Consider the following 12,074-nt stretch of genomic DNA (forward strand, 5'->3'; position numbering starts at 1 on the left):
GGGGATGGTCCGGGGAGTGAGGCCACCAGCGTCGGACTGCCTTCGCGGGTGATGCTCACCCTCCGCGGGTGAGCGGCGACCACCGTCCGCGGTGCCACACTGCGGCACACCGGTCGACCGGACCGGACCTGCGAGAGGGCACTGCCATGGACTCCATGACCAACGACTTCGGGGACGTGATCCTCTGGTCCTTCTGGTTCTTCATCTGGATCGCCGCACTCATGGTGTGGTTCCGGTGCCTGTTCGACCTGTTCGGAGACCACACGCTCAGCGGCTGGGGCAAGGCCGGGTGGGCGCTGCTCCTCATCTTCGTCCCCTGGGTGGGCGCCCTGATCTACCTGATCGCCCGCGGCCGCAGCATGACCGAACGGCAGCTCAGCAGGGCAAAGGAGATGCAGGCCGCGCAGGACCAGTACATCCAACAGGTCGCCGGCACGTCGACCTCACCCGCCGACCAGATCGCCAACGCCAAGGCGCTGCTCGACTCCGGCACCATCGACCAGAGCGAGTTCGACACACTGAAGGCCAAGGCTCTCGCCTGACCCCCTCCAGTTGGGTTCATGCTCGTCGGAACGTCTCACCCGGATCTCGGGATGTCCGGATCGTGACGGGCGCCGACAGGCGGCGACAAGACGCACGCTCTCGGCCGCGCGCGTGCACCGCGCACAGGTGCAGAAGTGTGGCCAGCGGGCCTAGCCCGCTGCATTCTTCACCAGCTTTCGGATCAGCTTCTCCTCGGCCTGGCCGATCGCAATCACCGCGTACGACGTCACCCACATCGCGCCGTCGTCCAGTTGGGCGGCCTCCTCGAACCCGATGGTGGCGTAGCGGGACTTGAACTTCGACGCAGGCTTGAAGAAGACGACGACCTTGCCATTGCGGGCGTAGGACGGGAAGCCGTACCAGGTCTTCGGGTCCAGCCCTGGAGCCACCTCGAGCACGATCCGGTGGATCGCCTCGGCGAGCCCACGGTCGGGCTGGGGCAGCGCCGTGATTGCTTCGACGCAAGCTTCGGCCTCGTCGGCCTTCTTAGCGCCGCCCTTCTTCTCTGCACGTAGCTCCGCAGCGCGCTGCTTCATGGCGGCCAGCTCGTCCTCGGAGAAGCCGGAATCGGATGTGTTGGTCGTGGAATTGGTGGCCATGGCCTCAGCCTATGATCGTCTCGCGGGGCGGAGACGTCTCTGACCCTGGCCGCTCTTCGACAGTGCCCCTTCTTGAGCAAGAGCCCCCGACGGCAGGTCCGCGTCACGCGAGCCTAGGTCAGGGCTCGCCGGCTCAGCTCCATCGAAGGGCACGCTTGTCGGCTGATGATTGCGCCCGGCAGGAGGCGATAGCACGCACTCCGCCAAGGCGCGGAATGCGGCTACTAAGAGACTTCCCGCAGGATCGGGGTCTGGCCAGACTTCGATCCAGGTGATCGGCGGGACGCTCTCATTGCGGCTGCCCACCCGTTTCGGGTGTGGCTCACATCTGGACTGCGACCCGTCGACCACCGTGACGAGGAGTGGCTCCAGAGGGGTCTGCCCAGCTCGTGGTAGCAATGCCCACCTCGTCGTCCATTGGCACCGGCCACAAGACGAGGTGAGCAGATGAGCAACACGAAGAAGGGCGTGATCATCGGGGTCGATCCCCACAAGATGTCGGCGACCATCGAGGTCGTCGACACCCACGAACAGCTACTCGGTGGCGGTCGGTTCGACACCACCAACGCCGGCTATGCCGCCATGCGCCGTTATGTGAAGCAGTGGCCCGACCGCGTTTGGGCGGTCGAGGGCGCCAACGGCGCCGGCCGTCCGTTGGCGCAAAGACTCGTCGCGGCAGGCGAGCAGGTCGTCGATGTTCCGGCCRAGCTCGCAGCGCGGGTGCGGCTCTTCGACACCGGTCACAACCGCAAGACCGACGCCCTGGACGCCCACTCCATCGCCGTCGTCGCGGTCCGCACCGAAGGGTTGCGGGTGGTGGTCGAGGACGGTGSMCTCGAGGCGCTGCGGATGCTCACCGACCGCCGCGACGAGCTCGCCCACCAGCGGGTCCAGACGGTCAACCGACTGCAGCGCCTGCTCAGCGAACTGCTGCCTGGCCAGCGCAAACGCGACCTGTCCGCCACCCAGGCCAAAGCCATGCTCGCCACCATCAGGCCCCGCGACATCGTCGGCAAGACCCGGCGCCGGATGGCCGCCGAGGAGATCGCCGACCTGGTCGCGGTCGACGCAAAGCTGAAGAAGATCRAGGCCGAGCTGAAGGCCGCGGTCCTCGAGCGCGGCTCGCACCTGATGGACATCTATGGCGTCGGACCAGCCGGCGCGGCCCGTGTCCTGGCCGATGTCGGCGACGTGGCCCGGTTCGCTGATCGCAATCGGTTCGCGTCCTGGACCGGGACCGCGCCCCTGGACGTCTCATCGGGCGAGCAGACCCGGCACCGGCTCTCACGTGCGGGGAACCGGCGGATGAACCACGTCCTGCACGTCGCGGCGATCGTGCAGATCCGTCACGACACCGACGGCCGCGCCTACTACCGACGCAAGCTCGCCGCCGGGAAGACACCGATGGAAGCCCTGAGGTGCCTGAAACGACGTCTGTCCGACGTCGTCTACCGCCAGCTCGTCGCCGCGCCGCACGCGCCCGGCAGCTGGCTGAGGCGGGTCCGGGAGGGCACTGCGGGGCGACACTTCAATCCAGCGCGGCCGACTCGCACCCGCTCATCGACACTTCGGATCAGCCACTTCCCGGACCCGCGAAGCCGACGCTACGCCGACCACCAGCCGCTCGGAAGACCCTCGCCAAAGCCGTGCCTTGACACAGAGGGGTGCCAGATCCGGACAGCGCACTCGCGCAGCCGGTTGACACTGCGGAGGTAGCCCGGCCCGGATCGCACCCAGGGGTCCCGGCCCTTACCGTGCCTTCGACCTTGGCAGCACCCTAAGCGGATGCACTCATCTCGGCATGTGCGGATCTCATGAAGAGCCTGAACGTCCTGAGCGACGGAGGCCGTGAGGGCGTTGACGAACCCGCTGAGGCGAGGCGTCGTGGACCGATGGATACCAACACCCTTCCCGCCCTGACCGACGCCGATGACCCGATGCTGCGCCTCGCCGTCGCCGCTCACCTCGCCCGCTACAAAGGGCAAAGCCGCGCCCACACCGCCTCCGACCTCAACCTCTACCTGCGCTGGTGCATCGAGAAGGACCTCAGGCCGCTACAAGCCGGGCGAGCGCACGTCGAGCTCTACCTGCGCTGGCTTCAAGAAGTCCAACGCCTGCGACCCTCGACGGTGTCGCGGCGACTCTCCGTGCTGGCCACGTTTTACCGGACCTGCGTCATCGACCAGATCCTCGAGCACTCACCCGCCGAGTACGTCCGACGCCCACACGTGCCCCTCGAATCGCCCACGCTCGGTCTCAGCCACCTGCAGTTCGAGGCCATTCTCACCGCCGGCCGCGACTCCGCCAACGCCAACGACTTCGCCCTCGTCGCGATGCTCGGACTGCTCGGCCTCCGCGTGTTCGAGGCAACCGGGTCTAACGTCCAAGCGCTTGGCGAAGCCCGCGGTCACCGCGTCCTCACCGTGCACGGCAAGGGCGACAAGACCGCCCTGATCCCGCTTCCTCCAGCGGTCGGTCGTGCCATCGACCAGGCGATCGCCGACCGCACTGTCGGCCCAATCCTGCTCAACCGCTACGCCCGACGCATGGACCGGCACGCGGCCACCCGCCGCCTGCGACAACTCGCCAGATCGGCCAACGTCACGACCGCCCGCATGCACCCACACATGCTGCGCCACACGTTTGTGACCACGATGCTCGACGCCGGCGTCGATCTGCGCGACGTCCAGATCGCTGCTCGGCACGCCGACCCGCGGACCACCATGCGCTACGACCGAGCTCGCAACAACCTCGACCGCCACCCCAACTACATCTTGGCCTCATTCATGGCCTCAGCGACCTGACGACCGCACATGCCGATGCGCGAATGTCAGGATCGCGCGGCCAACTCAAGCGCTCGAAGCACGCCGATGAGGTGGGGCAACTCGTGCCACGCCTCCCCCGGGTCTCGCCAGCGGTCCTCGAGCATGGTCCTAGATCGTCGGTCACCTGCCCCGCAGTGAAGGTGTCAGGTTCGCGCGTCATGTCGAAGGCTTCATCGACCGACAGATGCCAGTAGTAGTCCACCTGAAGCGGCACCTCGGCGCCAAGCCGCGCCTCAACCAGGTCAAGTGCCTGCTGCACAGAAGATCGCAGATCGGACAGTCTGACGACCAAGGGATCTGTCATGAGGACAAGCCTTGCAGATCGACTGCCCGGATCTGCCGCGTTGAGGGCGGGCTACGCTCGCCCGGATCTGCCGCGATCCGTGTCCGCTCATGCCGATGTGCGAGCGCAGCGAGCGCAAGGTCGGCCGAGGTCAGCGGTCGATCATGCACTGCGTGGCCTCGTTGTAGCGGTCGCCTTGCACTTGCACGGACGTCGAGGCTTGGTCGAGCTCGGCGAGGTCCTTCCAAGCGGAATGCGGACAGCGGCTGACCTGAAGCGCGCCTACCCTCAAAACATGGAGACACAGCAGCGGACCTATCCCGCGGGCGTCACGTCCTGGATCGACCTGGAGCAGCCCGACCTCGGCGCTACGCAGGCGTTCTACGGAGGGTTGTTCGGGTGGCAGTTCGAGGTGGCGGGCGGCGGCGAATACGTCATCGCCCGGCTGAACGGTCGAGACGCGGGCGGGCTGGTCGAGGGCGACGGCGAGGGCGACGGCAGCAGCTGGACGACGTACGTCGCGGTGGACGACGCCGACGCGACGGCCGCGCGCGTGGCAGCAGCGGGCGGAACCGTCGTCGAGCCGGTGGGCGTGGTCGGTCCGGCCGGGCGGATGGCCGTGGTCGACGACCCGGCGGGGGCCCGGTTCCGGCTTTGGGAGGCCGGGCACCGGCTCGGCGCGCAGGTCACCAACGCGCCCGGGTCGTGGAATTTCAGCGACCTCCACGGGGTCGCCGCCGGCACGGTCGAGCGCTTCTACGCCGACGTGTTCGGCTGGGTCGTTACGGACGTCGGGTTCGGCCAAATGATCCGCTGCCCCGGTTACGGTGACCACTTGGCGGCCACGGTCGATCCGGGTATCCATGAGCGCCAGGCCGGCGTTTCCGTGCCCGACGGGTTCGCAGACGCGATCGGCTGGATTGTCGCCCGCGACCCCGAGACGAGCCCGCACTGGCACGTGACGTTCGCCGTCGCCGACCGTGACGCTGCTGCCGCCGATGTCGTACGGCTGGGCGGAACCGTACTGGCCTCCGACGACACCGACTGGACCCGGACGGCCCTCGTCCGGGACCCCCAGGGGGCGCAGCTCACGCTCAGCCAATTCACCCCGCCGTCCGATTGAGACGACAGCATCCGCATCAGCGACGACCGGCGTTGGAGAAGGTCGGGGTCAGCGGGCCAGGGCCAGACCGCGTGCTCGTCTCCGAGACCGCTCGTCCCGCGACTACCTACTGTGCAGAGGGAACGCCCTCGATGAGGCGCGTGCTCTGCTGACGGTAGGCGGCTGAAGAACGCCGTCGCTCAGTGAGCTTCACGTAATGTCCGGATCTGCCGCGATCGGGCGGCAGGAGATCACCGGTCCCGGCACTTCCCAACTGAGTTGTCCTTACACCCGCCGGACGCGGTGCACGCACGTCAGCATGGGCACGTCGAAGTTGCCGTTCGCGGTCTCTTCCCGGCTCCCGAGGTACGAGCGAATCCCATCTAGCACGGTGGTCCGCTCAGGTTCCGGCATGGTCAACATCCCTGCCCTCGTCCCGAGCGTCGCCAACAGCGAATCGGCATCGCGTCGCTGGACGTGGGCGAACGCCGCCTGCTCCGCGAAGCCGAAGGGGCTGGGCCCACCCGCTCGCGAGAGGTGGACATCGGCAGTCTCCTTGCGCCAGCTCAACGGGGTGTCGCGTGGCCCGATGACGGCGCTGCCGCTGACTGCGCGCAGACCTGCTACCCAGTCGACGCGGTCGTCCATGACGTTCCACAGTCCCGCCAACACGCCGCGAGGCGCCAGCACCCTCGCGATCTCCGGGCCGGTCACGGCCATGTCGAACCAGTGCATGGCGTTGCCGGCCAGCACGGCGTCGACCGACCCGTCCGGCAAGGGAATGTCCTCCGCACTTCCAGGCAAGGCACGGACATGCTCGAGGGTCTCGCGCAGCAGGCCAAGCATCGCCGGGTCGGGCTCGACGGCAACGACATCTGCGCCCAGGACGTCCAGGACGCGAGTGAGCTTGCCCGTGCCGGCGCCCAGGTCGAGCACGCGATTGCCGGGAGCTGGCTCCAGCGCCCAGCGCAACGCATCGCGCGCGTAGTCAGGACGATGCTCGTCGTACGCAGCGGCAGCCGCCCCGAAGGACGACGCATGCCGGACACGGTCGTCAGGGTCCATCGCACCACCGTAGTGAAACGAGAAAGGCAGCCCACTCGTCGGCGGGTCCGCATCCACCGCTCGCGCCAAGGTCTGATGTGTTGAAGGGCGGCTACGCTCGCCCCGATCTGCCGATGTGCGAGCGCCCACGTCTCCCGTGACAGGAATTGCGACGAGACCAACGCGCGTCCGGGGCTTGTTCGCCGTGTTGCGAGTGTCGCCTCGCCTGGTGCGGGCAATCAGCACGGGCAAGCCTAGGAGTGGAACGGCGATGAGGTGCTGCGGTGGTTCCGCCGCTTGGCATGCGGGGATGGCGGCGGAACCCCGGCTGAACTACCTCGAGCAACGAGGCGTCCCTACCAGCTCTCCCACCTTCACCGCCGCGACGCAGGAAAACCACCACGGAACGTGCCGCGTCCCCCTCAGACACTGTCAAGGGCGGCGCGCCCAAAGCGGCACAAGGCCCTTTGAGACTTCATTCCGGACATCACGTCGGGCAATAGCTCGCCCGCGACCTTCCGACGGCGTTCGGGATGCCGGACTTCCGCCTGGACCTAGGGGCGGTTCAGGTTGGGGGCGATGAACTGGCCAACGCCCGGAGGGCCGTCTTGTATCGGCACCTCCGGGCGTGGTGCATGGGTCACCGGCCGGTGCGAACCTTGAGGGTTCGGATGACGTCCTTGTTCTTCACGATGGAGACGGTGTGGGTGCCTGACAGCTTCTCGAAGCGAGCGGTCACCATGCTCTTGGCGCCGTGACCTTGCGAGATGACCGCGATCGGCTTGCCGTCAGCCTTCACGACCCACGACACCTTCTTGGCCACCGCGGTGTCCTGGTCCTCGGTGGACAGCGTGATCTTCATCCGGTTTGCGGCCGGCTTGCTGACGCCGTAGTGGCCGATCGCGTCGGTAGCCGACTTCGTGGTCACGGCCCCGGCCAGGCCGACCGGGCCCTGAGCGCCCGTGGCGCCCGTGGCGCCCATGGCGCCGGTCGCGCCGGTCGCGCCCGTGGCGCCCGTGGCGCCGTCGACGCCGTGGTCGGTGAAGACGTAGGAGTCTGCGCCGAAGGTGATGGAGTCGATGTAGCCGTTGCCGAGGACGCCGGACCCGAGCGAGAAGCCACCGGCGACGGCGCGTGCCTGCGGCATGGCGGCCTTCCACTCGGACAGTGTGCCGAAGTAGGCCGAGCCGTTGCCGCCGTCGTTGGCGCGGGACGGGTCTGCAGCCTTGGCGGCTGTGCTGGAGCTGTTGGTCAGCCACCAGTTCTGGCCGTAGATCGACTCGCCGACGAGGATGTTGTAGTCGTTGCCGTTGCCGGTGATGCCGTCGACATCGAACACGAGCTGGGCGCCCGGAGCGGGGCTGGTGCCGGTCCAGCTGATCGAGCCCTCGGTCGGGAACTCCGGGGCGATCTGGAAGTACTCGGCTGCCTTCGCCTGGGACGAGTTGTTGTCGGTGTAGACGCGGAGGCTGTCGTCCATGAACTCGACGTGGCCGGCTGAGCGCGTGTCCGACAGAACGCCGATGAAGTCGCCGTGGCGGATCGTCTTGGTGGTGGTGGGGGTCGCTGCGCTGCCGGGAGAGGCCGCGCAGGTGATGACGATCGCTGAGGCGGTGAGCATGCCTGCGATGCGGAGACTGCGGAGGTTCATGTGGTGCCTTCCGGTGGGATCGACCTGCTGTCTGGGTCGGTTGTTGGCACAATGCTAACTACGCTGTTGACGGATCGCCAATTCCCGGCGCTCGCGACCGCCGTACCCCCGCAGCTGGTGCCGGCTCGCACGCCGGCACAGGCGCGCGTCTTCGCAACCCGCGGGCGCGAGGCCGTTGTGGTCCGGGGCATCCGCCGCACGCGGCGGGCGTCACGCGCGGCCTGGTACGGCCACGACCTCGGCCCGACTGTCGGTCTCGTGGTTGCGTGCTGCGTGGCCGCGCTTTCGACGGGCGCTCGCACGAAGCGCTGCACGGACAGTGCGAAGACCATCCCCCACGTGCTCGGGTGCTCACGACGTGGGTGGCGCAGCGGGACGCGCTGCGAGCGCGAGCGCGCCTGTTCGTGCACTCCGACCACTGCTTCGACGGAGTGGACGGTTGCCCTGCGAGCCAGCGATCAGCGTGCGCGGGCAGGGGAGCCGAAAGTTCGGAGGACGTGTTCGAGCGTTGAGGCAAGCAGTTCCTGGGTGGACTCGCGTGTGGCTTCGCCGCGCAACCATCTGCGAGTGGCGGTGCGGTTGAGGCCGGTCCAGCACTCGAGCGCGTGACCGAGCCGTGGTGAGTCTTCGGCGATGTCGGCGTGGAACGACGCCAGCAGCGCGACGGCCCGGCGCACGAGGTCATCCAGCACGCGCTTTACGTCCTCGTCGCCGACATCCTCGCCCGGCGCGATGGCGGCAAGCCAGATCGTGCGGTTTGTCTCGGTCCAGTCCAGCCACCGCGAGACCGAGTCCGCCACGCGGGCGCGGGCGCTGCGGCCCTGGGGCGGCCGGAGCTGTTCCTCGCGGACTTCGCCGAGCCACTCCAGCAATCCGACGTAGACCTCCTTCCCTCCGCCGAAGTAGTGGTGCACCAACCCGCGTGTGACACCGGCCGCCTGCGCGATGTCGCCGACTGAGATCGCGTCATAGCCGCGCTCGGCGAACAGCGAGTTGGCCGCAGTGAGAATCTGCCCGCGTCGCTGTGCGGCGTCGAGACGGTTGAAGCCCGAAGTCATGCGCAAAACCAAGCACCAACTTGGCAACGCACTCATCTGCCGCGATCCGCTCGAGCTCATCGCGGCAGATCCGGACATTCGCCTTCTAGTCCCGAGCGGGTGGAAGGACCTCACCTCTCAGGCACCTGCGGCGTACCTGCTCGTCGACTACCTGTTGGTGAGTGCTGGTCCTGCCAGCCTTGGCGTCAGCCAGACCCTCGCGGATCGCGGCCATCAGCATTGAGTCGGCGAAATGGCTTCGGTCTCAGCCGCCGCATCTTCCCCTGCTTCCACAGCAACAGCCTATGTCGGGGCCTGCCCCGCCGTCCCTAACCCGGAGAGGGGCTGCGTGCTCACTCGCCCTGGGCGGACAACCAGAGCAGTGAACAACTGTGAAGAGCGGATCCAAGGCACGGGGCGTCGCGGCAGGTCCGGACGTTTGCGAAGCCCTGGCCACCGAACAAGTACCCAAAGGAGGTCCCGATACGGCTAGGTACTGCTTGGGCTTGCCCTCCTCGACGTTGTCTGGTTCGTCGGGCACGGGATGTAGATCGCCCCGAGTGTTCGCATTGCCGGGTAACCCACTCGGGGTCCGTCGGGCCAGAGCGCGCGATGCGTCAGCAGGTTCGGTGGTAGCCCTTGGACTTGGCGATCGCCTTGCGTTCCCATCGCACGTAGGAGTTCTTGAGCCAGTACCGGATGCTGCGATCTACGTTGGCGAAACCGCTGTCGATCTGGCTACCTCCGATGTCCCACCCACCCTTCTTCCGTTCCAGAACACGGTAGAGGTAACCCTTGGAGTCGTGGTCGGGCGCCGCCCTGTCGATGTGGGGTATCACGACCATGCCCGGCTTGACCCACGAGCGCAGGTTCCGCTTCGCCGCCCTGGCCTCGCAAGACCTATTGGGAATCTTGACCCCGAGAAGGCGCACCACTTCCGGGGCATTCACGTCATCGCTGACCTTGATCAACTGGCCGTCGATGACCTTCACCACTCGGATGACGGGAGTCGGAGTCGGAGTCGGAGTCGGAGTCGGAGTCGGAGTTGGCGTCGGAGTTGGCGTGGCGGTGGCCGTCGGAGTGGGTGTTGGCGTCGTCGTGGGCGGTGTCGTGGGCGTCGTGGAGTACGAGCATGGGCACGGGTTGCTTTCGCAGGCGATCCCGTCGCCATCGGAGTCAAGGTTGTGCGGGTCGGAGTACGGGCCACCAGCCGCGAGGAAGAACGCCTGCGCCGCGGCCTGTGTTGAGAAGTCGGTGCAGTTGCGATCAGTAGCCGCTCCAGCGCCTACGGCGGTAAGTCCGACCACCGCGCTAATCAGCAGCACGAGGCTGGCGGCGGCGGTCGTGGCAGCGCGGACGACGTGATTCATGCTTGGCGACTCCCTGGACGATTCTGCGGTCTCCGAGAGGTTAGACAAAGGGCTTGATCCCCGTTCTCGAAACCCGAAACCTCGGGGACGCTTTCTCTCGGGCTCACCCGCCGCGATGTCGGTCCAGTCATGGACAACAACACGCAAGCACATCGGCAGATCCGTGCGCTCGGTTCGCGGCAGATCCGGTAGCCCGCGCTAGGCGGCTGCTTGAGATGCCGAGACCGTCGCGCGGACCATCCCGCGCCGTCGTCGGGTGTTGCGGCCGGGCTGTCGGAGGTAGACGCTGGGGGAATGCACGTGCCGTGCATACGAGGTGGCCGCTCCGGAGCCAGCCTGGTCCTGGCGCTGGTGCTGCTCGCCGCCTGCACCTCCGGCTCAGACGACTCACCTCGCCCGTCGAGCGACACCTCGGACGCGGCTGCCGATGCTGCGGAGGAACCTCTCGTTCTCGACCGGATCGTCGAGTCGTGGCAGAGCCCCAGCGCCGACGTCTACCTCGAGGACCTCCCTGGGGCGATTCTCGTGGCCTCCGAGAAKGGTGAGACCCGCTCCCTCGCCGTCGGCAGCTCTCGACTGGACCCSGACGAGCCGATGYGCGTCGACGACCGCTTCGGCGCCGGAAGCGTCACCAAGCCGATGGTCGCAGCRGCCATTCTSCAGCTCGAGGACGAGGGAGCACTCAAGCTCACGGACACGGTCGAGGAGTGGCTCCCAGGCATGCTGSCCTTCGGCAAGGCGGTCACCATCGAAGACCTSCTCGACCACCGCAGCGGCATCTTCGACGTCGTCAACGCTGAACCGGACGTTCCTCTCGGCATCGATCTGACCGACCAACGGCTACGCCGYCTGCTGGACCACCCGCCCACAGGRCCACCGGRCAAGACCACGCGCTACACCAACCCGGGCTACTGGCTGCTCGGCAAGATCATCGAGCGGGCGACCGGCCACCARCTGGCCCGCGAACTGGACACGCGGGTGTTCACCCCTGCAGGGATGACAGACACCGTGCTGTCAGCCGACCTGCGCGGCGAACCGCGCCTCGTGCGCGGGTACAACAARGACGGCGASGACATCACGCCGGGCGACTACACGGGACCTTGGGCCGCTGGCAGTGTCGTGACCACCGGCGGCGACCTCGTCCGGTTCCTCGACACCCTCCTCMACAAGGACCTCGTCTCCGACGCGAACCTGAACGAGATGACCACCTCTCGCGGAGACCTGGCACCCGGCGCGGGCTACGGGCTCGGCRTCGTGCTTGCCGGCAGCCCGTGCGGTGAACTCATCGGCCACGACGGCGAAATCGCCGGCTACCGCACCTTCGCCTTCTACAACCCGGCCAACGACCGCACCGTCGTCTCCTTCACCAACACCTCGGCGAACGCTGCCGACGAGGCGCTCTCCTACCTCACCGTCCAGGGCCTCTGCTACCGGTGATACGGACCCCCCGCGCGGGACTCACCGACCAGACGTTGGGCGCAACTCAAGCACCGACCTCATCTCGACAGATCCAACGCACCATCAGCGGCAGATCCGGACTCGGACGGACGAACTCCGGTACGGCAGACATGCAGCGATGCGCACGCCACCTGGTACGACGATGCGTGTCGTGCCCGACGG

12 protein-coding genes and 1 pseudogene are annotated in these 12,074 nt (G+C 67.5%); 6 read left to right on the top strand and 7 right to left on the bottom strand.

Translation table 11 applies throughout. The features are described 5' to 3' along the window. Positions 1-146: 146 nt before the first annotated feature. Complete coding sequence (locus ACXJKB_RS14475; protein WP_457189497.1) at positions 147-542, top strand: PLDc N-terminal domain-containing protein; 396 nt, start codon at positions 147-149, stop codon at positions 540-542. Between the two features lie 150 nt (positions 543-692). Here ACXJKB_RS14475 and ACXJKB_RS14480 read toward each other — a convergent pair whose 3' ends face one another. After that, entirely contained in the window at positions 693-1,142 is a 450-nt protein-coding gene (locus tag ACXJKB_RS14480; RefSeq protein ID WP_457189498.1) for an iron chaperone, read from the bottom strand. A gap of 447 nt (positions 1,143-1,589) precedes the next feature. On the opposite strand from ACXJKB_RS14480, the gene ACXJKB_RS14485 reads away from it, so the two are divergent. The 3 genes from ACXJKB_RS14485 to ACXJKB_RS14495 all read left to right on the top strand — a co-directional run bounded on the left by ACXJKB_RS14485 (position 1,590) and on the right by ACXJKB_RS14495 (position 5,373). Beyond that, entirely contained in the window at positions 1,590-2,858 is a 1,269-nt protein-coding gene (locus ACXJKB_RS14485; protein WP_457189500.1) for an IS110 family RNA-guided transposase, read from the top strand. Positions 2,859-3,034: 176 nt separating this feature from the next. Beyond that, positions 3,035-3,946 (top strand): tyrosine-type recombinase/integrase, encoded by a 912-nt coding sequence (locus ACXJKB_RS14490; RefSeq protein WP_457189502.1) that lies wholly within the window; start codon positions 3,035-3,037, stop codon positions 3,944-3,946. A gap of 524 nt (positions 3,947-4,470) precedes the next feature. Beyond that, a complete protein-coding gene (locus ACXJKB_RS14495; protein ID WP_457189504.1) occupies positions 4,471-5,373 on the top strand; it encodes a VOC family protein in 903 nt (300 codons plus the stop codon). A gap of 264 nt (positions 5,374-5,637) precedes the next feature. Here the strand turns inward: ACXJKB_RS14495 and ACXJKB_RS14500 are convergent, their stop codons facing one another. From ACXJKB_RS14500 to ACXJKB_RS14510, 3 genes are all read right to left on the bottom strand, one after another. Continuing rightward, positions 5,638-6,417, bottom strand: coding sequence for a class I SAM-dependent methyltransferase (locus tag ACXJKB_RS14500; RefSeq protein WP_457189506.1), 780 nt, complete (start codon positions 6,415-6,417; stop codon positions 5,638-5,640). A gap of 619 nt (positions 6,418-7,036) precedes the next feature. Then, positions 7,037-8,047 (bottom strand): hypothetical protein, encoded by a 1,011-nt coding sequence (locus ACXJKB_RS14505; RefSeq protein WP_457189508.1) that lies wholly within the window; start codon positions 8,045-8,047, stop codon positions 7,037-7,039. 458 nt (positions 8,048-8,505) lie between these two features. After that, entirely contained in the window at positions 8,506-9,105 is a 600-nt protein-coding gene (locus ACXJKB_RS14510; protein ID WP_457189510.1) for a TetR/AcrR family transcriptional regulator, read from the bottom strand. On the opposite strand from ACXJKB_RS14510, the gene ACXJKB_RS14515 reads away from it, so the two are divergent. After that, positions 9,104-9,328 (top strand): hypothetical protein, encoded by a 225-nt coding sequence (locus ACXJKB_RS14515; protein ID WP_457189512.1) that lies wholly within the window; start codon positions 9,104-9,106, stop codon positions 9,326-9,328. The genes ACXJKB_RS14510 and ACXJKB_RS14515 overlap by 2 nt on opposite strands. Before the next feature lie 373 nt (positions 9,329-9,701). On the opposite strand, the gene ACXJKB_RS14520 is transcribed toward ACXJKB_RS14515, so the two are convergent. The 3 genes and pseudogenes from ACXJKB_RS14520 to ACXJKB_RS14530 form a co-directional block, all read right to left on the bottom strand. Beyond that, positions 9,702-10,076 (bottom strand): hypothetical protein, encoded by a 375-nt coding sequence (locus ACXJKB_RS14520; RefSeq protein WP_457189743.1) that lies wholly within the window; start codon positions 10,074-10,076, stop codon positions 9,702-9,704. Next, complete coding sequence (locus tag ACXJKB_RS14525; protein ID WP_457189745.1) at positions 10,036-10,218, bottom strand: hypothetical protein; 183 nt, start codon at positions 10,216-10,218, stop codon at positions 10,036-10,038. Before ACXJKB_RS14525 ends, ACXJKB_RS14520 begins: the two co-directional genes overlap by 41 nt. Positions 10,219-10,244: 26 nt before the next feature. Continuing rightward, a pseudogene (locus tag ACXJKB_RS14530) lies at positions 10,245-10,607 on the bottom strand (hypothetical protein); the annotation flags it as partial. 141 nt (positions 10,608-10,748) lie between these two features. On the opposite strand from ACXJKB_RS14530, the gene ACXJKB_RS14535 reads away from it, so the two are divergent. Further along, a complete protein-coding gene (locus ACXJKB_RS14535; RefSeq protein WP_457189514.1) occupies positions 10,749-11,891 on the top strand; it encodes a serine hydrolase domain-containing protein in 1,143 nt (380 codons plus the stop codon). Positions 11,892-12,074: the final 183 nt, after the last annotated feature.

This window comes from Nocardioides sp. P5_E3 (genome assembly GCF_054049275.1).